The organism is Streptomyces sp. NPDC048484 (assembly GCF_040651415.1).
GTDB lineage: Bacteria > Actinomycetota > Actinomycetes > Streptomycetales > Streptomycetaceae > Streptomyces.
The window spans coordinates 56,596-77,679 of record NZ_JBEZJY010000032.1 but is presented as its reverse complement, the minus strand read 5'-3'; the positions used below and the strand labels follow the sequence as shown (position 1 = coordinate 77,679).

Here is a 21,084-nt window from a genome sequence, read left to right as displayed (position 1 = left end):
CCATGGCCACCGTCACCCCGGCAACAGCCGCCGACCGCACCGGTGTCTCCATCGACACGCTGCGCTACTACGAACGCGAAGGGCTCATCGGCCCGATCCGACGCTCCGCCGGCGGACGCAGGGAGTACACCGAGGACGACCTTTTCTGGATCGGCCTGGTCACGTGCTTCCGCGAGGCCGGCCTCGGCATCGCGGACCTGCGGGAGTTCGTCGCCATTCTGCGCGCCGAGCACCCTCCGCATAACCGGGTCGCCTTCCTTCACGAGCGCCGTGCCGCCCTGGAACAGCGAGTGACGGCTCTGCGCAAGGCAATGGGAATTCTCGACGAGAAGATCGCCTACTACAGCTGAGCGCAGACAGCCCGCACTCGGCTCGCGCCCTGTCCACCCCACATTGCCCACCATCCCGAACTCTTCGCCGTCGGGAACCGACAACCGCTAACGTGCTTCGGCTCATCAACGACCCCATCCGGCACGGGGTACCCGGAAGAAGGGGAGGGGTTCGTGCCGACTCCGACACTGCGGCACGGACCCCTCCCCGAACCTATCTACCGAGGGCAAGACCTCCCGAGACGCACAACGGTGTCTCAAGCGGACCATCTGAGGCAGCCCAGGGAATTCACTCCACTACGACGTTGTCCCCGGCCGAAGTCGACGGCCCGGTGGTGGTGTTGCCGTTGTACGCCCAGCGCCACGTGCCGGTCTTGGACGCCTCCACGGTGGTCTTGAGACCACCCGAGCCGTTCGCGTACACCTTTTTCACCGTGGTGTAGGAGGTGGCTCCGGTGGGCTTGAACTGCAGGCTCACCAGGCGGCCTTCGTAGGAGACGTACTTCTTGGTCTCCCAGTTGGCTCGCGTGACCTTTCCGGTCACGGTGATGGTCCTGCCCTCGGTTACCGGCTCGGGTGAGGCGTTCACGCTCAGGCGGGAGTTGCGCTTGACGTAGGCCGTGAGGCCCTCGTCATCAGTGTCACCGCCGCCGTCCCGGAAGTACACCTCGGCCGCGACCTTCCAGGCTCCGGCCTCGCTGTTGTGCATCTCCCACTCGCTCGGGTCGAAGTACATCGTCTCGTTGAAGTCGCAGACGCCCGAGCTCACCTCGATGCAGTCGCTCGTCTCGACGGCGTGCCACAGTCGATCACCCGCACTGCCGCGATACAGGAATACCGCCGGCCACTTCCAATTGTGGGTGGTCGCCATCCGGAAGGAGGTGGGCACCGCGACCTCGTTCGACACGCCGATCACGATCGGCTTGCCGCCGTTCACCTGGACGCGGGTGAACGAGGCCCCGCCTTCGGCCGCGCCGGCCGGCACTGCGGCCACGCCGGTGAACACCGCGGCCGCGCCACCGGCCACGACAGCTCTCCAGAGCTTCTTCCCCACTTGATCCCCGATCTCTGTACCGAAAGGCGCCGGAGACGCATTCTCCGGCGCCTTTCAGACAGCCGGGATCCACACGGAGTTGCACACCCGTGGATCACGATCGGGCATCAGACGATCTTCGCCTCGCACGAGGCGATGCACCGGGCATCGCAGGGGGCGATCGAGTGAAAGTGGACCGCTCCAACAGCCGCTTCCAAGACCGGCGCATCTCCCTGCTCGAAGCACGACTCCTCGACCCAGGGCAAAGTCCATCGGGTCCACCTCGACCCGGCCGGGCACCCGTTCTGCCTCTGGGTCCGCACCTGACCACGGCCCGGCCCGGCCGGCTGCCGGGCACCTGGCCGTCACTCCGACCTGACTCATCTACCACGGTCGTTCGCGTGATCCTGGGGCTGGCGTAGTCGCCGCCCGCCCCAGGGAACCCCGCTGAGTTCAGGGGATGAGGTCCAGGGTGCGCACCGGTTGCTCCTTCCATGCGTGCGGCCTGATGGTCGCGATCACCGCACCATCCGGCCGGTCGGGGCCGGGCTGGGCGGCGTAGATTCACCGAGCGCGGTTGGGCGTCAGTCCTTGCGGGTGTCGAACCGTGCCCCGGTGGTCAGCAGTGCACCGAGATCGGCGCCCGGCGCGTACTCGACGGGCTCGGCGCCGGCGGTGAACAGCCGTGCCCCCGCCGCGATTCCGCCGAGCGTCAGCGCGTCACCGTCCCGACGGAGCCAGGTGCCCTCGCGCAGTCCGAGGACGGGCACGTCGTTCTCCTCCAGGAACTGTGTCAGCCGCTCCTCGCGGGTCTCGCCCATGTGTGTCCCGGCGGGGTCGGGGTCGAGGTAGTGCGGGTTGATCTGGAAGGGGACCAGGCCGAGCGAGGTGAAGGACGCGGGCTCGACGATCGGCATGTCGTTGGTCGTACGCAGGGTCGGGCAGGCCATGTTGGTGCCCGCGCTCGATCCCATGTAGGGCGCGCCCGCGCGCACTCGCCGCGCGATCGCGTCCACCAGTCCGCCGCGTTGGAGTGCGGAGAGCAGCCGGAAGCTGTTGCCCCCGCCGATGAAGATCGCCTGGGCCTCCGCAGCCGCCGTGCACGGGTTGTCCGCCGTGTGTATACCGCGCACCCGCAGGCCGAGCTCCGCCATGAAGGCGGCGACCTTCGCGGTGTAGCCGTCGTGGTCGGCCAGAGCGTACGGAACGAACAACAGTTCCTGGACGCCGGCCAGATGATCCGCGATGACCTCGCGAGCGTGTTCGAGGTATGTGTGCTCTGGCGCGGCGGAGTTGGACAGCAGAAGCAGCTTCATGGGCGGGTTCATGAGCGGTTCCACGGGCGGGTTCATGGGCGGTTCAGCCTTTCTGGGGGGATGTGCGGGGGGACGAGTGGGAGGCCGGCGGGGTGGTGCCGGGGCGCCGGCCCCGCATCTGGCGCGGCGTGAGCAACTCACCGAGGGACTCCCCGACGGAGCGCAGAGGCACGAGCAACTCGTTCCTCCTGTCGTCGAGTTGCTCGTGCGGCCCGACGAGCGTGAGCGAACCGACCGGTTGCGAGCGCACCATCACCGGCACCGCAAGCCCGGCCGTCGCCGGGTCGTACTCACCCTGTGAGTAGGCGAAGCCGTCCGAGGGCACCCGGCACATCAGTACCTCCAGTTCCGCCGAGTCCGTCACGGTCAGCTCGCTGAAGCTGGCCATGGGCCGCCCGTAGAGCAGCGCGGCGCGCGTCCCGGGCGCGAGCATCCCGAAGTACGCGCGCGAGGTGGCGCCCGCGTGCCCCGGATACAGCTCGCCCGCCAGCCGGTAGGCGCGCAGCGGCCCGGAGGTGCCGTCGGCCGATTCGACGCAGCGCAGATGCGTCCCGTCCGGTACGGCGAACAGCGCGGTCACCCCACTTGCCGCCGCCAGCTGGCGCAGAGCGGGCCGGACGAGGCCGGCCATCCCGCTGTGCCGCTCCCAGGCGGTGGCCATGTGCCAGACGGCGGGGCCCAGCCGGTAGCGGCGGGTCACGGCGTCGGACACCAGGAAGTCGCGGTGCGCGAGGGAGGCCAGCAGCCGCTGGGCCACCGACTTGTCCCAGCCGAACTCCGCCGCCAGGTCGGTCACGCCCCACTCCTCTCTGTCGTGGGAGAAGGCGAGCAGGACCAGCAGCGCCCGGTCCGCGGTCTGAAGTGGTGCTCCTCGATCGGTTGTCACCACCGCACCCTACCTATGCCGATTCCTATATTGGATTCGGCTTCTCTCATATAGGGAAACAGTTGCGCTCTGAAGGGCCCCGGAGAGAGCGTGTCCGGATCCGCACCGCATCCGCATCGAGAGACCCCGCACCAAGGAGCCCCCGTGCTCAAGCACGTACTCGACGTCATCGAACTCCTCGACCGCCCCCAGGCCGACGGACACACGCTCGCCGCCCATCTACGGGGCGTGCTCGACCGTGCGGCGAAGGAGGCGGGCCACCCCGCGTCCGCAACCGTGCTCGAACAGGTCGAGGTGTCGGTGACCCGCGTGGAGGGGCCCAAGGGCGGCACCGACTTCGTCAAGGTCGTCGTTCCCGGCAGCGACGGGGCCCGCTCCGGTGGCGGCGCCCCCACCCTCGGCATCCTCGGCCGCCTCGGCGGCGTCGGTGCCCGCCCCGAGCGCACCGGCATCGTCTCCGACGCGGACGGCGCCGTCGCAGCCCTCTCGGCCGCTGCCAAGCTGCTCGACATGTACGGGCGCGGCGACGTGCTCCAGGGGGACGTGATCCTCAGTACCCACGTCTGTCCCGACGCGCCGACCCGGCCGCACGACCCGGTACCGTTCATGGACTCGCCGGTCTCGACCCTGGACTGCAACCGCCAGGAGATCGACGAGGCCATGGACGCCGTCGTCTCCATCGACACCACCAAGGGCAACCGGCTGCTCAACCACCGGGGCGTCGCCCTGTCGCCGACGGTCAAGGAGGGATGGATCCTGCGGGTCAGCGACGACCTGCTCGGCGTCCTGGAGACCGTCACGGGCGAGGCCGCACACGTGCTTCCCATCACCACGCAGGACATCACGCCCTACGGCAACGGCGTGCACCACATCAACTCGATCATGCAGCCCTGCGTGGCCACCTCCGCACCCGTCGTGGGCCTCGCGCTGACGACCCAGTCCGCCGTCGCGGGCTGCGCCACGGGCGCCAGCCACGAGACCGACATCGCTGCGGCAGGCCGCTTCGCCGTCGAGGCCGCCAAGGAGTACGGGCGGGGAGTCGTCCGGTTCCACGACCCGGACGAGTACGAGCGCCTCATAGCCCTCTACGGCCCGATGACGTGCCTTCAGTCGACCGCCGGAATCACCGAGGACTGAGGCGTCCCAGCCGGAAGGTCCCCACCTGAGCACGGAGCCCCCATGAGCAACCCATCACTTCCGGCGGCGGAAGCCGCCCAGGCCCGGTCGCATCCCAGAGCCCTGGAGCCCGTCACGCTGATCGTGACGGTGCTCCTCAGCGTGCTCGGCGCGGTCATCGGCCTGGTGCTGATCACCACTCTGGGCATCGCGCCCAACACCTCGGTGATCGGCGCGCTGATCGCCATGCTGATCGGGCGCATCCCCTTCGCCGCGATGGCGAGAATGCGCGATCCGCACCGGCAGAACCTCGTCCAGTCCGCGATCTCCGGCTCCACGTTCGCCGCCGCGAACTCCCTGGTCACCCCGATCGCCGTCCCGTTCCTTCTCGGCGAGCCCGGCCTCGTGTGGCCGATGCTCGGCGGCGCGGTCGTGGGTCTGGCCGTCGACAGCTGGGTTCTCTACCGCGTCTTCGACTCGAAGCTGCTCCCCGCCTCGGCGGCCTGGCCCGCCGGCATCGCGGCGGCCGAGACGATCAAAGCGGGCGACGAGGGTGGACGCAAGGCCCGGCTGCTGGGGATCAGCGCGGTCGTCGGCGTCGTCGGCTCCCTCTTCAAGCTGCCGATGAGCGCGGCGGGCGTCGCCTTCCTCGGCAACATCTGGGCGCTGCTGATGTTCGGCGTCGGTCTGCTGGTCGCGCAGTACGCGCCGAGCTTCCACGTCGATCTGGGTGCGAACTACGTGCCGCACGGCGTCATGATCGGAGCCGGTCTCGTCGCGCTGGTGCAGGCGGTGCTGATGATGCGGGACCGCAAGGCGGGCTCCCGGGACGCAGCACCGCAGCGCCTTTCGGCGGAGACGGACGTCTTCGACGAGGAGACCCGTACGGTCGACAGGGGCCGCCTGCGGCGCGGACTGCTGGAGGGCCTCGTCCTGTTCCTGGTGGGCGCCGTGCTCATCGCCCTGATGGGTGGTGTCGCCTCCGACATGGGCGGGTGGGGCCTCGTGGGATGGGTGCTGCTGGCCGGCGCCGCCGCACTCGTCCACCAGCTCATCGTGGGGCTGGCCGCGATGCACTCGGGCTGGTTCCCCGCCTTCGCGGTCACGCTGATCTTCCTGATCCTGGGTCTCGTCCTCGGCATCCCGATGGTGCCGCTCGCCCTGCTGGTGGGGTACGCCGCCTCCACGGGACCGGCTTTCGCGGACGTCGGCTTCGACTTCAAGGCAGGGTGGCTGCTGCGGAAGGGTGCCCTGCCGTGGCACCCGTACGAAATGGCGGGACGGCGCCAGCAGTACATCGCGCAGCTCGTCGGGTTCGCCGTCGCCATCGTGGTCGTCGTGATCGCCTGGAAGCCGTTCTTCTCGGACGGCCGGGTGCCGCCCGTCGCCCAGGTGTACGTCGACACGATCAAGGCGGGCCTGACCGACACGCACGCGCTGACGATGATGGCGCTGTGGGCGGTTCCCGGCGCGCTGATCCAGTTCTTCGGCGGCTCCTCCCGCCAGATGGGCGTGCTCCTGGCGACCGGCCTCCTCGTCGCCACCCCGCAGGCGGGGTGGCTGGTGCTGGCGGCTCTCGCCGTCCGGGTCGCGTACTCCCGCTGGAAGTCCTGGAAGTCCTGGAAGGCGCGCGGCAGCGAGGGCCCGTCGGCGGAGGCGAGCGCGCAGCCCGAAGCGGACAACGACCTTGCCCTGGTCGGCGCCGGCCTGGTGGCGGGCAGCTCCCTGAACGACGTGAGCCAGATCTACAAGGCCCTGTGAGACAAGGAGACGGTGAAGGTATGGGGACGGTGGGGACCGTGGGGGCGATAGGGATGACGGGGACGACGGGGACGATGGGGACGATGGGGACGACGGGGCTCGGATTGGTGACTATCGGGCAGGCCCCCAGGACCGACCTGGCCCGGGACGTCGAGCCGTGGCTGGGCGGCCTGGAACGGTACGAGCACGGGGCTCTCGACGATGACGTGTTCGATGACGTGATTGATGACGTCTTCGAGGGCGGGGCAGGGGAGGCGACGCGCGCCGCGCTGGCCCCCGAACCGGGTGAACCACCGCTCATCTCGCGACTGCGCGACGGTACCTCCGTCCTGCTGGGCCACCGCGCGCTCGCCCCACGCATGCGGGACGCCGTCGCACGGTGCGAGGCGGACGGCGCGGCGGTGACGCTGCTGCTGTGTACGGGCAGTTTCCCGCCCGTACCCGCGCACCGCCCCCTCCTGTACGCCGAACCCCTCGTCCAGCAGGGAGTGCGTGCCCTCACCGGTGAGGATCCCGTCGGGATCGTATGCCCGCTGGCCGCCCAGCGGGAGGACGTGGAGCGACGCTGGTCGGCACTGCTGCCGGGCCGCGTGCGCGCGGAGCCGGGCGACCCGTACGCACCGGACGCGCACACACAGGCAGCGGCGGCGGCCCGCCGCCTCGCCGAGGCCGGCAGCCGCTGGATCGTCCTGGACTGCGTCGGCTACACGGAGTCGATGCGCCGCGCGGCGGCCGAGGCGGCGGGCCGTCCCGTCCTGCTGGCCCGCGCCCTCGCGATCCGGTTGGCGGCCGAGGCCGCCCGCGCGGCGGCGTCCGCAGGAGCAGCCCCGCGGGACTGACGTCGCACCAGGGCGGGCTCGGTGACGCGGCACTGTCCGTCGTATTCTGACCACACACGGGAAGGAGCCGTCCATGAGCGTCGACGCGATCGTGCACACCGAGTTCCCCAAGGGGTACACGGTCCTGTTCGGGGCCGCCGGAAAGGTGATCATGACCCCGCAGAGCGAAGAGCACTCCAGCACCATCAGGTCGATGCAGATCGACTCCGCTCTTGCCCTCGGCCGTCACGCGAAGGTCACCTCCGACGTCTACATCGACTTCCCCGCGGACGAGAACTCCGCCCCCGACCTTGCGATCCTGCGCGAGGACGCACGCAAGGAAGGCAAGCGCTACAGCTTCGAGGACGTCCTGCTGATCTCCGAGGTCGTCTCGACCTCTTCCGCACGCAAGGACTACGACGACTGCACCACGAAGTACGGCCGCTACGGAATCCCGATCTACCTGGTCGTGGACCCCTACGCCCAGGAAGTCGTCCTTCACACCCAGCCGACCGCCACCGGTTACATCGCCGCACACACCCACAAGTACGGCACGGGCAAGCTCCCCATCCTCCTGGCCGATGGCCGCACCTTCACCCTCGACCTCGACGAACTCCCGCGCCCGGATCCCGAGGCGGACGCCCGCTGACGAGGGACTCCCCACTGGCCAGGCCCGTGCCGCCTGCGGAAGGCGCGGCACGCGGCCTGATGGATCCAGCGCTCACCTGCTGGCGGCTCCGGAATCGGGCATTCCCCGACTCCGTAGCTCCCATTAGGCGGCCAGCGTCTTGAGCCGGGAGGCCGCCTCCTCCAGCACGCCTGTCCGCTTGCAGAACGCGAAGCGGACAAAGGGTGCGCCCTGCTCACGGTGGTCGTAGAAGACCGCGTTGGGGATCGCGACCACCCCGCAGCGCTCCGGCAGCGCACGGCAGAAGGCGAAACCGTCGCTCTCACCGAGGGGCCGGATGTCGGTGGTGATGAAGTACGTGCCGGCCGGACGGAAGACCTTGAAGCCCGCCCGCTCCAGGCCGCCCGCGAGCAGGTCCCGTTTGGCCAGCATGTCCGCGCGGAAGTCGGCGAAGTACGAGTCGGGCAGGTGCAGGGCCTCGGCCACGGCGTACTGGAAGGGCCCGGAGGCGACGTACGTCAGGAACTGCTTGGCTGAACGGACGGCCGAGACGAGTTCCCGGGACGCCGTAACCCAGCCGACCTTCCAGCCGGTGAAGGAGAAGGTCTTGCCGGCCGAGCCGATGGTGATCGTACGCTCGCGCATGCCGGGCAGGGTCGCGAGCGGGATGTGCTCGGACTCGTCGAACACCAGGTGCTCGTACACCTCGTCGGTGACCACCAGCAGGTCCCGTTCGACGGCCAGCTCGGCGATCGCGGCCAGCTCCGCGCGGGTGAGGACCGTGCCGGTCGGGTTGTGCGGGGTGTTGATCAGCAGCAGCCGGGTGTTGTCCGTGACCGCGTCGCGCAGCTCGTCCAGGTCCAGCCGGAAGCGCCGGTGCACGACCCCGTCGCGGGTCTCCTCGTGCGGGCGCAGGGTGACCGGCACGCGCGTACCTCCCGCCATCGCGATGCAGGCCGCGTACGAGTCGTAGTACGGCTCCAGGGCGATCACCTCGTCGCCGGGCTCCAGCAGGGCGAGCAGGGTGGCCGCGATGGCCTCCGTCGCGCCCGCAGTGACCAGGACCTCGGTGTCGGGGGTGTACGCCAGGCCGTACCGGCGCTCCTGGTGCGCGGCGATCGCCGTACGCAGCTCGGGCACGCCCGGGCCAGGCGGGTACTGGTTGCCGCGGCCGTCGCGCAGCGCCCGCACGGCCGCCTCCCGGATCTCCTCGGGACCGTCGGTGTCGGGGAAGCCCTGGCCGAGATTGATCGAGCCGGTGGTCAGGGCGAGGGCCGACATCTCGGCGAAGATCGTCGTGCCGAACTCGGCGAGACGGCGGTTGAGGAGAGGACGGCGTGCGCTGGAGTTCATAGCGGCCATCCTGCGCTCAACCTCTGGACTTGCTCAACTCAGCTTTGGTCCCTGAGCTGTGAGGGCATCCCCCTTCCACGCAAGAAGTACACAGGGGAGAAGCAGAGCCCACGGGGGGCCGCTTCGGGGGAACGAAAGGAGGGTGACGCCATGATCATCGGCATCATCCTGGCATTGTTCGTTGTCGTGTTCGTAGTGGTGGTCGTGGCGCGTTCCGGGTCCGCCGCCCGGGGGCGCGGCCCCGGCAGGGGGCGTTCGCGCCGGTCCCGGGGCAGCTGGTGGGCCGGGACCGGCGCGGGCGGGGCCGGCAGCAACTACTCCTGCTCGTCGGGGGGCTCTTCGTGCGGCAGCGGTTCGTCCTGCAGCAGCGGTTCGTCCTGCGGAGGCGGAGGCGGCGGCGGGGGCGGATGCGGCGGAGGCAGCTGACACGGAGCAGTTGACACGGAGCAGTTGACACGGGGCAGCTGAGCTCCGGGCGGGGGAACCGCGTCCGGGCCGTTCGGACTGTCCGGCACCATGAGCGCCCGCCGGGGCCGTTTTCCGGCGGGCGCTCATGGTGCCGAGGGGCGTGTGCGGCCTTCGTTGTTGCGGGGGTGACCTGGGGTGATCAGGGCTGGCGGGGGGCGTGAAGGCGCACGTGTGACCTAAGGGCGCACTTTTTGATTGAACAGTTGAGCTGTGGAGCCCTCGCGGGGATGTAAAGCACACGAAGCTGGGTAAAAGCGCTGTGGCGGACGCGCCGTTCATGATTCCCTCGTATCGCCGACGCAGCCCCCGGAACATCCTTCTGACCCGGCCGACCGGGCCCGATCACCGCCCGGCGTCGACCGGGGTGCGACGGACCGACCCCCACCCTTGCGTGCCGCGGGAGCCGACCCATGCTCACGACCCTCAACACCGCCTACACCGACACGCGTGCGGCCGACCTGGCCTGGGCACTCGGGCTCGAACCGCTGCCCGCGCTCGCCACACTCGACATAGAATTCTCCGACGCGAAACTGCAGTTGAGACTGCTCGGGGCGTCCCATCAAGTGCTCCTGGAGGAGGAGCGGGGCGGCTGTTCGGAGACCGTCGCCTGTATCGCAGGCAGCAGCACACCGCTGCCGCTCGGTGTCGCCAAGCGAATGGGCGACTGGGACTACGAGTTCGCCGCGCGCGTGGAGACACTGTCGCACGGGTCCTTCGCGGGCCGGGCCCAGGAGTTGCTCGCCCTCGTCGCCGACCATCCGAACGGACTGGCGGGGGTTTTTCCCGGCAGCCCCCACGCTTTCACCGCGATGCTCGCGCAGCGGCACGAGGGCCAAGTGCACTGGCGCACCTGGCACGCCTACCCCCAGGAAGGCCAACTGGTCGCCACTCGCACCAGGGTCGGGGTGCGGGTGTCCGCGCCTCTCCAGTGCCTGCCGTCACATTCCTGAGTGCCCGTCGCATATTCCTGTTGGCCGTCGGGAGGTCCGTTTGGCTGTCGGGAGGTCCGTCGCGAAGTCCGTAAGTCCGTCAAGAAGTCCGTCAAGAAGTTCGTCGCGAATTCCGCCGGGAAAGAGGGGGCCTCCCCTTTTCGGCGAAAGTATGCGCAGGAGGCAGGATTTACACACGTGTGGGTGACGTGACGCAGTGGAACGGTGACGTAGCGTTCCCTGGGTGATCGAGCCGCACGCCCCCGCCCCGCCCGGTACGGTCCCGTCGCCCCGCAGCGGTCCGGGCCCGGCGCGTCTGCCGGTCAGGCCGGCCACCGGGCGGTTTCTCGTCCTCGCCGGCGTGTTCGTCTGCGCGGCCTGCGGACTCGTGTACGAACTCGAACTGGTCGCCCTCGCCTCGTACTTGATCGGCGACTCCATAACCCAGGCCTCCGTCGTGCTGTCCGTGATGGTCTTCGCGATGGGCATCGGCTCGCTCCTCGCCAAACGGCTGCGCTGTCGCGCCGCGGCCGGCTTCGGCGCCGTCGAGGCCCTGCTCGCCCTGGTCGGCGGCTGCAGCGCGATGTCCCTGTACGCCGTCTTCGCCTGGACCGGTGACTGGGGCGGCGCCTGGGCCGGCGGTTCCAGTTACGTCCTCGTGGCCTTCTCCCTCGCCATCGGCCTGCTCATCGGTGCCGAGGTCCCCCTGCTGATGGAGCTGATCCAACGTGTCCGCAGACAGGACGCGGGCGGCGCGGTCGCCGACCTGTTCGCCGCGGACTATGTGGGCGCCCTGGCCGGCGGCCTCGCGTTCCCGTTCCTTCTCCTGCCCCTGCTGGGCCAGTTGACCGCGACGCTGATCACCGGGACGGTCAACGCGCTCGCGGGCAGCGCCCTCGTCCTCGGCCTGTTCCGGCAGGACCTGACCCGGCGCGGCCGCTGGCTGCTGGTCGTCGTCAACCTCCTCGTGCTCGCGCTGCTCGCCTCGGCCGCCGTCCTCGTCGACGACTTCGAACGGTTCGCGCGGCACGCGATGTACGGCAGGGACGTACGGGTGGCGATACACACCGAGGTCCAGGACATCGTCCTCACCGGCGGCACCGACGGCCGTCGCCTCGACCTCTACCTCGACGGACGACTGAGGGTCAGCGGCAGTGACGAGCGCCGCTACCACGAAGCCCTCGTCCACCCCGCGATGAACGGCCCGCACGCGCGCGTGCTCGTTCTCGGCGGCGGCGACGGGCTCGCCGTGCGCGAGGTACTGCGCCACCCGGGCGTACGGCACGTCGACGTCGTCGAACTCGACACGGAGTTCGTGGAGTTGGCGCGCACCGATCCGGCACTGTCCGCGCTGAACGGCCACGCGTACCGGGATCCGCGGGTGCGTGTCGTCGCCGCGGACGCGTTCGGCTGGCTGCGAGAGGCACCGCTGGCCGCGTACGACGTCGTGGTCTCCGATCTGCCGGACCCGGCGAACACCTCCAGCACGAAGCTGTACTCGCAGGAGTTCTACGGGCTCGCCCGCGGGATCCTCGCCGACGGCGGGCGGCTCGTCGTGCACGCCGGGCCCGTGGCGTCACGGCCGCGGGCCTTCTGGACCGTCGACGCGACGGTACGGGCGGCCGGACTGCGGACCGTGCCGTACTCCGTCGGCGGCCGTGATCCCGAAGCGGCGGGCGGATCGCGGATTCCGCACGACTGGGGGTACGTGCTCGCCTCGCGCACACGGCCGCACCTGGGGACGGCGGCGGGTGCGCCCGGTGTCCCGTCCCTCCAGGCGGGCGTCCGGGCCGCGGAGCGCACCCGACTGGGCGGCCTGCCGCCCTCCACGCTCGTGCACCCGCGGTACGCCGACTGAGTTCCGGCCCGAGTTCCGGCCTGGGTCCAGGGTTGAGTCCAGCCTGAGCGCCGTCCGAGTCCGTCAGGGTCCGTCTGCGGGTGGATCCGGGGGGAATCCCCGCATGTAGGGGTGCGGTACCGGTGGTGCTGGGTAGGCTCGGCCGACATGGAGCATGAGGTGTTCGTTCCGGTTCCCGTCGAGCGTCTGCGCGAGGCTCTCGCCGATCCCGCGCGGGTGGCTCGGGCGCTGCCCGGCTTCCAGCAGGACGCGGGGACGCCGCCCGTCTCGGGCCGCCTGAAGGTACGCGTCGGCGGGCACTCCATCACCTACCGCGGCACGCTCGGTGTCTCCGCGCGGGACGACGGTTCGTACTCCGTCGAGGCCGAGGCTACGGAGGCCCGGGGCACCGGCTCGGTGAAGCTCGCCCTCACGCTGGTACTCAGCCCGGCGGAGGGCGGCTCGGCCCTCACCTTCACGGGTACGGCCTCGGCGGACGGCCGCATCGCCGACCTTCCGCCGGCCGAGGTGACGACGGCCACGACCCGCCTGCTGAACCGCTTCGCGGAACACCTGGCGACAGGGCCGGCACCGGGAAACGCGGATTCCGTGGCGCGACCGACCGAGGGGGCCCCGTCTTCGAAGACGCCGTCCCCGTCTCCGTCCCCGTCGGAGGAGTCCCTGACGGAGGAAGAGGCATCTCCTGAACCGGAGCTGCCGGAGCCGACGGCCCCGCCGGAGGCCTCCGGGGAGGAGTCGCCTTCCGCCGAGGAGACCGAGGTTTCGCCCTCCTCGCCCGTGCCGTTCGCCGAGGGCGACTTCGCGGGTGGCTTCGAGGACGACGGCACTCTGCCGCCCGGGGCACCGGCCGAAGCGGCGCACGCGCGGCGCACGATGATCGGCCGCAGCGCGGAGGAGGTCGACCACGCGCCCCCGCGTGGTCGCTACGCCCCCGTGCCGGCGCCCGACTCCGCGGGTACCAGTGCGGCCCTTCGCTGGGCTGCGCCCGTGGCGGCCTTGGCCCTGGCCTCGGCCATCGTCGTGGGCAGAGCCCTCCGCAAACGCCGCTGATTCCCGCAGTCGGCGTCGGCGTCCTCCGCGCCGCGCCCGGACCGCGACCGGAGGGGGGCGGAAACGCCCCCGACGGCCCCCACTTCATGCCGCACCCCGTAGGGTCGACCGCGTGAGTAACGAAGACATCACGCTGACCACCGGCGGCGGCACCGTGGGCGACGGCGACGTGGAAGTGACCGTACAGCCGGGCAACGGTGGACGGATCGGCGGACTGAGGGTCGCCGGCGTCGAACTGCTGCGCCAGGGCGACAAGTTCGGCTGCTTCCCCATGGTCCCGTGGTGCGGCCGTACCAGGAACGGCCATTTCCTGAACGGCGCCACCCCCCACCAGCTGCCCCTCAACTCCCCACCGCACGCCATCCACGGCACCGCCCGCGACGCCGCCTGGCGCACGGCCCGTAAGAGCGGCAGCGGCGGCAGCAGCAACGGCAACGGCAGTGGCAGCGAGGCCGTCATCACGTACGACCTCGTCGACCCCTGGCCGTACACCGGCCGCGTCACCCAGGTCGTCACGCTGACCGAGAACTCCCTGACGCTGGCCATGTCGGTGGAGACGTACGGCGACTCCTTCCCGGCGCAGATCGGCTGGCACCCCTGGTTCAACCGCAACCTCGGCGGCGAGGGCGCGCAGGACGTGCGTGTCGACTTCACCGCCGCCTGGCAGGAGGAGCGCGGCGACGACCACCTGCCGACCGGCCGCCGTATCGACCCGCTGCCGAGCCCCTGGGACGACTGCTTCGGAATGCCCGACGGCGTCGACGTCACCCTCACCTGGCCCGGACAACTGGAGCTGAACGTGGCCAGCCGCGAGAAGTGGGTCGTCGTGTACGACGAGCAGGAGGCCGCGGTGTGCGTCGAACCGCAGACCGGCCCTCCGAACGGGCTCAACACCCTGCCCCGCCTGGTCACCCCCATCGAACCCCTCGAAGCCGCGACCACCTGGACCTGGCGCCGCCTCTAAGCTGACCCGCATGAGTGATGTACGCGGCGAGCTGCTGCAGCAGATCAAGGACAAGGCCGTGGTGCACGGCAAGGTGACCCTCTCCTCCGGTCTTGAGGCCGACTACTACGTCGACCTGCGACGGATCACGCTGGACGGGGAGGCCGCGCCGCTGGTCGGCCAGGTGCTCCTCGACCTGACGGCGGACCTGGACTTCGACGCGGTCGGCGGCCTCACCATGGGCGCCGACCCGGTCGCCGCGGCCATGCTGCACGCCTCCGCCGCGCGCGGCCGGCGCCTCGACGCCTTCGTCGTCCGCAAGGAGGCGAAGGCGCACGGCCTGCAGCGCCGCGTGGAGGGCCCGGAGATCCGGGGCCGCCGCGTCCTGGTCGTCGAGGACACCTCGACCACCGGCGGTTCCCCGCTCACCGCCGTCGAGGCCGTGCGTGAGGCCGGCGCGGAGGTGGTCGGCGTGGCGACCATCGTCGACCGCGCCACCGGCGCCGCCGAGAAGATCCAGGCGGACGCCGGCGTCCCGTATCTCTTCGCGTACTCCAAGGACGAACTGGGCCTCGCCTGACCCGGTCCCCGAGATCGGTCCCGGCCCCCGAGATCGGTCACGGTCCGAGGCCGGAGCATCCGGCCAAGTCTGGAAAGATGGGGCCGACGACGACGTCGCCCCCTAGGTCAGGGCCAGGTCAGGGCCGTAAGCAGAACGCCACCCGCACATACAAGGAGCGGACCATGCCCATCGCAACCCCCGAGATCTACAACGAGATGCTCGACCGGGCGAAGGCAGGCAAGTTCGCCTACCCGGCCATCAATGTGACCTCGACGCAGACCCTGCACGCTGCGCTCCGCGGCTTCGCGGAGGCCGAGAGCGACGGCATCATCCAGATCTCCACCGGTGGTGCGGAGTTCCTGGGCGGCCAGCACAACAAGGACATGGTCACCGGTGCCGTCGCCCTGGCGGAGTTCGCGCACATCGTCGCCACGAAGTACGACATCACCGTCGCCCTGCACACGGACCACTGCCCGAAGGACAAGCTCGACGGGTACGTACGTCCGCTGATCGCGGTCTCCGAGGAGCGCGTCAAGGCCGGTCAGAACCCCCTCTTCCAGTCCCACATGTGGGACGGCTCCGCGGAGACCCTCGCCGACAACCTGGCCATCGCCCAGGAGCTGCTGGGCCGCGCCGCCGCCGCGAAGATCATTCTTGAGGTCGAGATCACCCCGACCGGTGGCGAGGAGGACGGTGTCTCGCACGAGATCAACGACAACCTCTACACCACGGTCGACGACGCGATCCGTACGGCCGAGGCCCTGGGCCTGGGCGAGAAGGGCCGCTACCTGCTGGCCGCGTCCTTCGGCAACGTGCACGGCGTCTACAAGCCGGGCAACGTCGTCCTGCGCCCCGAGCTCCTGAAGGAGCTGAACGAGGGTGTGGCGGCGAAGTACAGCAAGCCGTCCCCGTTCGACTTCGTCTTCCACGGCGGCTCCGGCTCCTCGGAGGCCGAGATCCGCACGGCCCTGGAGAACGGTGTCGTGAAGATGAACATCGACACGGACACCCAGTACGCGTTCACGCGCCCGATCGCGGACCACATGTTCCGCAACTACGACGGCGTCCTGAAGGTCGACGGCGAGGTCGGCAACAAGAAGACGTACGACCCCCGTACCTGGGGCAAGCTCGCCGAGGGCTCGATGGCCGCGCGCGTCACCGAGGCCTGCGGCAACCTGCGTTCCACGGGCACGAAGATCAAGTAGAAGATCCAGCGAGCGCCACAAGCCAGTAGCGCCACAAGCCAGTAATTTCAACGGCGGGGCCCGGTTATCCACAGGGAGACCGGGCCCCGCCGTATGTCCGTATGATCCCGGGCATGGCTGCCCCAACGCCCCCGCCGCAGGAGTCTCCGGCACCGGCCGTCAGGATGTCGTCCCCCTCGGGGAAGTGGATCCTGCTGACCACGGTGCTCGGGTCGAGCATGGCGATGCTGGACTCGACCGTGGTGAACGTCGCGCTGCCGACGATCGGGCGTGACCTCGACGCGGACCTGGCAGGTCTCCAGTGGACCGTCAACGCCTACATGCTGACCCTCGCGGGCCTCATCCTGCTGGGCGGCGCCCTCGGCGACCGCTTCGGGCGCCGCAAGGTGTTCGTCGTCGGCGTGGTCTGGTTCGCGGCGGCCTCCCTGCTGTGCGGGCTCGCGCCCGACGCGGGCGTGCTCGTCGCGGCCCGCGCTCTGCAGGGGGTCGGCGGCGCGCTGCTCACACCCGGCTCGCTCGCGCTGATCCAGGCGTCGTTCCACCCGGACGACCGGGCGAGAGCCGTCGGACTGTGGTCGGGCTTCGGCGGCATCGGCGCGGCGGTCGGCCCCTTCCTGGGCGGCTGGCTGGTGGACGGCCCAGGCTGGCGCTGGGTGTTCCTCCTGAACGTCCCGCTCGCGCTGCTGTGCGCCCCGATCGCCCTGCGTCACGTACCGGAGTCGAAGGACGACCGGGTCCACGGACGGGGCTTCGACGTGCTCGGCGCCGCCCTCGGCGCGCTCGCCCTGGCCCTGGTGACGTACGCCCTCATCGAGGCGTCCGGCGGCTCGATGCCCGTCGTGGCGGTGACGGCGGCGGCCGGTGTCGCGGCGGGCGTCGCCTTCGTGGCCGTGGAACGACGGCGGGCCGACCCGATGATGCCGCTCGACATCTTCGCCTCGCGCCAGTTCACGGCGGTCAACCTCGTCACCGTGTGCGTGTACGCGGCCTTCGGCGGGTTCTTCTTCCTCTCCGCGGTCCAGCTCCAGGTCGTGGCCGGGTACTCGGCCCTCCGCGCCGGTACGGCCCTGCTGCCGACGACCGCCCTGATGCTGCTGCTGTCGGCCCGCTCGGGCGAACTGGCCCAGCGCATCGGCCCGCGCATCCCGCTCACCGTGGGCCCGCTGCTGTGCGCGACCGGGATGCTGCTGATGCTGAGAGTGGGCGAGGACGCCTCGTACGTGGCCGACGTGTTGCCCGCCGTCCTGGTGCTGGGCGCCGGCATGGTGACGCTCGTCGCGCCCCTCACCGCGACCGTGCTGGCCTCTGTGGACACCGGCCGGGCGGGGCTCGCCAGCGGCATCAACAACGCGGCGGCCCGCGCCGCCGGTCTCGTCGCGGTGGCCGCGCTGCCGCTGCTGGCCGGGATGGGCGAGGGGGCGTACCGGTCGGCGGACGCCTTCGACGACGCGTTCCGGCGGGCCATGCCGCTGTGTGCGGGCATCCTGGCCGTGGGCGCGGTGATCGCCTTCGTGACCGTACGCAAGCCGCCGCCGGGCTGTCTGCGCCCGGAATGCCTCACACACGGCAGTGTGACGACCCCACCGCTGGAACCGAACCGCTCACGCGGGCGGCTTGAGCAGCCGGGGCAGCCGGGGCAGCCGGGGCAGCCGGGGCAGGCAGGGCAGGGGGAGTAGGCGGGGCGGCCGGGGGCGGAGGGAGCAGAGGGAGTGGTCGGAGCCGGTTCGGGGCACTTTCCGGCAGCGGTTGCGGGGACCTTTTCGGAGAAAGTCGGAGAAAGGGAGTCCCGCCCGCGGATCCCGGAGCGCCCGCGTCGGTGGATAGCGCAAACTGGAACCCATGGCCATTCACGAGAACCTCCTCGGGGGACCGCCCCCGACCCACCTGCCCGACGACCCGGAGCCGCGCGAGCTCCTCGCGAACGGCACGGCGCCCGCCGATGTCGCCGCGAAGTACCCGACTTCCTCGCTCGCGTGGGCGCAACTGGCCGACGAGGCGTACGAGCGCGGCAGCGTCGTCGAGTCGTACGCGTACGCCCGTACCGGCTACCACCGGGGCCTCGACTCCCTGCGGCGGGGCGGCTGGAAGGGACACGGCCCGGTGCCGTGGGACCACGAGCCGAACCGCGGCTTCCTGCGCGCCCTGCACGGACTCGCCCGTGCCGCGCAGGCGATCGGCGAGCAGGCGGAGTACGAGCGCTGCGCGCAGTTCCTGAAGGACTCCTCCCCGGCTGCGGCCCAGACCCTGGGCTAGCCCAGCCGGCCCCGAGGGGGCGTATGCGCAGGTCCGCCTGGTGTGACCAGGCGGACCTTGCGGTTCTGGGGCACGATTGTGGAGGATGCCGGTTGGGGACCGGGGCCCCCGTGTCGGAATTCGGCAGGGGCGGACCGCTACCTGGAGTACAGCAGGAGACAGCGATGTCCCAACAGGCTCAGTCCCACGAGGCGCAAGATGCGCACAAGGCGCACGAGACGGCTTCGGAGCCCGAGACCCCGCATCTCGACTTCCAAGGGACGACTCCGTACGAGGACTATGTCCAGGCGGACGTCCTGACCCACCTCCAGCACACCCTCTCCGACGACCCCGGAGAGATGGTCTTCCTGGTGACCACCCAGGTCATGGAGCTGTGGTTCACCGTCATAGTGCACGAGTGGGAGACCGCGGCGAAGGCGCTGCGCGAGGAGCGGGTGCCGGTCGCGGTGGCGGCCCTGAAGCGGTCGGTACGGGAGCTGGAGGCGCTGAACGCCTCCTGGAAGCCCCTCGGCCAGCTCACTCCGGCCCAGTTCAACTCGTACCGCAGCGCTCTCGGTGAGGGCTCCGGTTTCCAGTCGGCCATGTACCGGCGGATGGAGTTCCTGCTCGGCGACAAGTCCGCGTCCATGCTCGTGCCGCACCGGGGCGCGCCCCGGGTCCACGCCGAGCTGGAGAAGGCCCTGCACGAACCGAGCCTGTACGACGAGGTGCTGCGGCTGCTCGCGCGGCGCGGGTACGCCGTTCCGTCGTCGGTCGTCCAGCGGGACGTGTCCGGGCGCTACGAGCCGTCGCCCGCGGTCGAGGCCGTGTGGACGGACCTGTACGCCGGCGACGAGAGCTCCGAACTCGCCCGGCTCGGCGAGGCGTTGACCGATGTCGCCGAACTCGTGTGGCGCTGGCGCAACGACCACCTCGTCGCCACCCGGCGCGCGATGGGCTCCAAGACGGGCACCGGCGGCTCGGCCGGAGTGGCCTGGCTGGAGAAGCGGGCCCAGAAGAACGTGTTCCCCGAGCTGTGGACGGCAAGGTCCCATGTCTGAGCCGTTCAACGAATCACTTGAGAACGAATCACTTGAGGGCAGGGCGGCGGCGCTGGACGCCGTGGACGAACTGGGCAAGCTGCGTCTGCGGTTCGTCCTGGACGACACGGTGTACCTGGACGGGAACTCGCTCGGCGCGCTGCCGCACTCGGTGCCCGGCCGGGTCGAGGACGTCGTGCGCCGGCAGTGGGGTTCGCTGCGGATCCGGTCCTGGGAAGAGAGCGGCTGGTGGACGGCGCCGGAGCGGATCGGCGACCGGATCGCGCCGCTGGTGGGCGCGGCGGCGGGACAGATCGTCGTCGGCGACTCGACCAGTGTGAACGTGTTCAAGGCGGTCGTGGGCGCGGTACGACTCGCGAACGGCCCGGGCGGTCCGAACGGTCCGGGCGGTTCGGGCGGCCCGGGCGACCCGAACGGCTCGCGTGGCCCGGGCGAGGGGAGCGGCTCGGGTGAGCGGCGAGACGGCGGCGGGGGTCCGGGCGTCCGGGACGAGGTCCTGGTCGACGCGACGACGTTCCCCACGGACGGCTACATCGCCGCGTCGGCGGCCCGGCTCACGGGCTGCACGCTGCGCCCGGTGGCGCCCGACGAGGTGCCGGACGCGCTGAGTGAGCGTACGGCGGCGGTCCTGCTGAACCACGTCGACTACCGCACGGGCCGCCTGTACGACCTGCCGTCCCTCACGGCGGCGATCCACGCGGCGGGTGCCGTGTCGGTCTGGGACCTCTGCCACAGCGCGGGCGCCCTGCCGGTGGGCCTCGACGAACACGGCGTGGACCTGGCGGTCGGCTGCACCTACAAGTACCTGAACGGCGGCCCTGGTTCACCGGCGTACCTCTACGTCCGCCGGGACCACCAGCCCCGCTTCGACTCACCGCTGCCGGGCTGGAACTCCCACGCCGACCCCTTCGGCATGGCCCCGGACTACACCCCGGCCCCCGGCGCCCTCCGCGGCCGGGTCGGCACCCCCGACATCCTCTCCATGCTCGCTCTGGAGGCGGCCCTGGAGGTCTGGGAGGGCGTCTCGATCGAGGCGGTCCGCGCCAAGTCCCTCGCCCTGACGGACTTCTTCCTGCAGTGCGTCGAGACCTACGTGCCCGGGGGCGCCGTGGAGTCGGTGACCCCGTCGGCCCACGCGGAACGGGGCAGCCAGGTCGCGCTGCGATGTGACGAAGCGGGCGAGGTGATGGGCCGCTTGATCGAACGAGGCGTGATCGGCGACTTCCGGGAACCGGACATCCTGCGCTTCGGCTTCGCCCCGCTGTACGTGGGTTTCGCGGACGTGGAGAGGGCGGCGAGGGCACTGGGAGAGATGGTGCCTCACAGCCCGCCCGGCGTTTGAGGACGAGCCCGTTCGGCCCGTTCGGCCTTCACCGAGCGTTACGGCGCTGTGTAGGCGCACGTCATCGGCCTGATAGCGTCCCGCCAACGACCCGCGCCCCGCAGCACGTTGGCCGGGAGCTCCCATAGCTCATGGGCAAGGCTCACGGGCAAGGCTCATGGGCACAACTCACGGACCCGGTAGCTCACGGGCCC

At 70.7% G+C, this 21,084-nt stretch carries 19 protein-coding genes; 15 read left to right on the top strand and 4 right to left on the bottom strand.

From position 1 onward, the window contains the following. Positions 1-2: 2 nt before the first annotated feature. The gene (locus tag AB0D14_RS29300) at positions 3-350 is read left to right on the top strand and encodes a MerR family transcriptional regulator (RefSeq protein WP_362784920.1); all 348 of its coding nucleotides are present in this window, start codon (positions 3-5) and stop codon (positions 348-350) included. Between the two features lie 268 nt (positions 351-618). On the opposite strand, the gene AB0D14_RS29295 is transcribed toward AB0D14_RS29300, so the two are convergent. The 3 genes from AB0D14_RS29295 to AB0D14_RS29285 all read right to left on the bottom strand — a co-directional run bounded on the left by AB0D14_RS29295 (position 619) and on the right by AB0D14_RS29285 (position 3,564). After that, positions 619-1,383 (bottom strand): hypothetical protein, encoded by a 765-nt coding sequence (locus AB0D14_RS29295; RefSeq protein ID WP_362784918.1) that lies wholly within the window; start codon positions 1,381-1,383, stop codon positions 619-621. Between the two features lie 563 nt (positions 1,384-1,946). Then, complete coding sequence (gene pepE, locus AB0D14_RS29290) at positions 1,947-2,678, bottom strand: dipeptidase PepE (RefSeq protein ID WP_362785051.1); 732 nt, start codon at positions 2,676-2,678, stop codon at positions 1,947-1,949. Positions 2,679-2,721: 43 nt separating this feature from the next. Then, complete coding sequence (locus AB0D14_RS29285) at positions 2,722-3,564, bottom strand: IclR family transcriptional regulator (RefSeq protein ID WP_362784915.1); 843 nt, start codon at positions 3,562-3,564, stop codon at positions 2,722-2,724. A 144-nt stretch (positions 3,565-3,708) separates the two neighbouring features. Here AB0D14_RS29285 and AB0D14_RS29280 point away from each other — a divergent pair, with 144 nt between their 5' ends. From AB0D14_RS29280 to AB0D14_RS29265, 4 genes are all read left to right on the top strand, one after another. Beyond that, positions 3,709-4,701: a DUF1177 domain-containing protein gene (locus AB0D14_RS29280; protein WP_362784913.1), complete on the top strand. Its 993-nt coding sequence runs from the start codon at positions 3,709-3,711 to the stop codon at positions 4,699-4,701. A 42-nt stretch (positions 4,702-4,743) separates the two neighbouring features. Next, positions 4,744-6,441 carry an OPT/YSL family transporter gene (locus AB0D14_RS29275; RefSeq protein ID WP_362784910.1) on the top strand — a complete coding sequence of 566 codons (1,698 nt, stop codon included), beginning with the start codon at positions 4,744-4,746 and terminating at the stop codon, positions 6,439-6,441. 20 nt (positions 6,442-6,461) lie between these two features. Continuing rightward, positions 6,462-7,280: an AroM family protein gene (locus tag AB0D14_RS29270; RefSeq protein ID WP_362784907.1), complete on the top strand. Its 819-nt coding sequence runs from the start codon at positions 6,462-6,464 to the stop codon at positions 7,278-7,280. Positions 7,281-7,353: 73 nt separating this feature from the next. Further along, entirely contained in the window at positions 7,354-7,908 is a 555-nt protein-coding gene (locus AB0D14_RS29265) for a Uma2 family endonuclease (RefSeq protein WP_362784904.1), read from the top strand. A 123-nt stretch (positions 7,909-8,031) separates the two neighbouring features. Here AB0D14_RS29265 and AB0D14_RS29260 read toward each other — a convergent pair whose 3' ends face one another. Further along, a complete protein-coding gene (locus tag AB0D14_RS29260; RefSeq protein ID WP_362784902.1) occupies positions 8,032-9,249 on the bottom strand; it encodes a pyridoxal phosphate-dependent aminotransferase in 1,218 nt (405 codons plus the stop codon). 869 nt (positions 9,250-10,118) lie between these two features. Between AB0D14_RS29260 and AB0D14_RS29255 the strand changes: the two genes are divergently transcribed. The 10 genes from AB0D14_RS29255 to AB0D14_RS29210 all read left to right on the top strand — a co-directional run bounded on the left by AB0D14_RS29255 (position 10,119) and on the right by AB0D14_RS29210 (position 20,890). After that, positions 10,119-10,658, top strand: a complete 540-nt coding sequence (locus tag AB0D14_RS29255; RefSeq protein WP_362784899.1) for a DUF2617 family protein — start codon at positions 10,119-10,121, stop codon at positions 10,656-10,658. Positions 10,659-10,881: 223 nt separating this feature from the next. Beyond that, the gene (locus AB0D14_RS29250; RefSeq protein ID WP_362784896.1) at positions 10,882-12,495 is read left to right on the top strand and encodes a polyamine aminopropyltransferase; all 1,614 of its coding nucleotides are present in this window, start codon (positions 10,882-10,884) and stop codon (positions 12,493-12,495) included. A 147-nt stretch (positions 12,496-12,642) separates the two neighbouring features. Next, entirely contained in the window at positions 12,643-13,545 is a 903-nt protein-coding gene (locus tag AB0D14_RS29245) for an SRPBCC domain-containing protein (protein ID WP_362784893.1), read from the top strand. Positions 13,546-13,657: 112 nt separating this feature from the next. Next, positions 13,658-14,509 carry an aldose 1-epimerase gene (locus AB0D14_RS29240; RefSeq protein WP_362784890.1) on the top strand — a complete coding sequence of 284 codons (852 nt, stop codon included), beginning with the start codon at positions 13,658-13,660 and terminating at the stop codon, positions 14,507-14,509. A gap of 10 nt (positions 14,510-14,519) precedes the next feature. Continuing rightward, a complete protein-coding gene (gene pyrE / locus AB0D14_RS29235; RefSeq protein WP_362784887.1) occupies positions 14,520-15,068 on the top strand; it encodes an orotate phosphoribosyltransferase in 549 nt (182 codons plus the stop codon). 164 nt (positions 15,069-15,232) lie between these two features. After that, positions 15,233-16,255, top strand: coding sequence for a class II fructose-bisphosphate aldolase (fbaA, locus tag AB0D14_RS29230; RefSeq protein ID WP_362784884.1), 1,023 nt, complete (start codon positions 15,233-15,235; stop codon positions 16,253-16,255). 113 nt (positions 16,256-16,368) lie between these two features. Beyond that, positions 16,369-17,931 carry an MFS transporter gene (locus AB0D14_RS29225; protein ID WP_362784881.1) on the top strand — a complete coding sequence of 521 codons (1,563 nt, stop codon included), beginning with the start codon at positions 16,369-16,371 and terminating at the stop codon, positions 17,929-17,931. A gap of 163 nt (positions 17,932-18,094) precedes the next feature. Continuing rightward, entirely contained in the window at positions 18,095-18,508 is a 414-nt protein-coding gene (locus AB0D14_RS29220; protein WP_362784879.1) for a DUF3151 domain-containing protein, read from the top strand. A 164-nt stretch (positions 18,509-18,672) separates the two neighbouring features. Next, positions 18,673-19,548, top strand: a complete 876-nt coding sequence (locus AB0D14_RS29215; RefSeq protein WP_362784876.1) for a tryptophan 2,3-dioxygenase family protein — start codon at positions 18,673-18,675, stop codon at positions 19,546-19,548. After that, positions 19,541-20,890 carry an aminotransferase class V-fold PLP-dependent enzyme gene (locus AB0D14_RS29210; RefSeq protein WP_362784874.1) on the top strand — a complete coding sequence of 450 codons (1,350 nt, stop codon included), beginning with the start codon at positions 19,541-19,543 and terminating at the stop codon, positions 20,888-20,890. Before AB0D14_RS29215 ends, AB0D14_RS29210 begins: the two co-directional genes overlap by 8 nt. Positions 20,891-21,084 lie beyond the last annotated feature (194 nt).

Excerpts from the sequence above, each read along its gene's own strand:
- fbaA (WP_362784884.1), top strand. The coding sequence starts at position 15,233 with ATGCCCATCGCAACCCCCGAGATCTACAACGAGATGCTCGACCGGGCG.
- AB0D14_RS29270 (WP_362784907.1), top strand. The coding sequence starts at position 6,462 with ATGGGGACGGTGGGGACCGTGGGGGCGATAGGGATGACGGGGACGACG.
- AB0D14_RS29220 (WP_362784879.1), top strand. The coding sequence starts at position 18,095 with ATGGCCATTCACGAGAACCTCCTCGGGGGACCGCCCCCGACCCACCTG.
- AB0D14_RS29210 (WP_362784874.1), top strand. The coding sequence starts at position 19,541 with ATGTCTGAGCCGTTCAACGAATCACTTGAGAACGAATCACTTGAGGGC.
- AB0D14_RS29245 (WP_362784893.1), top strand. The coding sequence starts at position 12,643 with ATGGAGCATGAGGTGTTCGTTCCGGTTCCCGTCGAGCGTCTGCGCGAG.
- pepE (WP_362785051.1), bottom strand. The coding sequence starts at position 2,678 with ATGAAGCTGCTTCTGCTGTCCAACTCCGCCGCGCCAGAGCACACATAC.
- AB0D14_RS29300 (WP_362784920.1), top strand. The coding sequence starts at position 3 with ATGGCCACCGTCACCCCGGCAACAGCCGCCGACCGCACCGGTGTCTCC.
- AB0D14_RS29215 (WP_362784876.1), top strand. The coding sequence starts at position 18,673 with ATGTCCCAACAGGCTCAGTCCCACGAGGCGCAAGATGCGCACAAGGCG.
- AB0D14_RS29265 (WP_362784904.1), top strand. The coding sequence starts at position 7,354 with ATGAGCGTCGACGCGATCGTGCACACCGAGTTCCCCAAGGGGTACACG.
- AB0D14_RS29225 (WP_362784881.1), top strand. The coding sequence starts at position 16,369 with ATGGCTGCCCCAACGCCCCCGCCGCAGGAGTCTCCGGCACCGGCCGTC.
- AB0D14_RS29275 (WP_362784910.1), top strand. The coding sequence starts at position 4,744 with ATGAGCAACCCATCACTTCCGGCGGCGGAAGCCGCCCAGGCCCGGTCG.
- pyrE (WP_362784887.1), top strand. The coding sequence starts at position 14,520 with ATGAGTGATGTACGCGGCGAGCTGCTGCAGCAGATCAAGGACAAGGCC.
- AB0D14_RS29255 (WP_362784899.1), top strand. The coding sequence starts at position 10,119 with ATGCTCACGACCCTCAACACCGCCTACACCGACACGCGTGCGGCCGAC.
- AB0D14_RS29260 (WP_362784902.1), bottom strand. The coding sequence starts at position 9,249 with ATGGCCGCTATGAACTCCAGCGCACGCCGTCCTCTCCTCAACCGCCGT.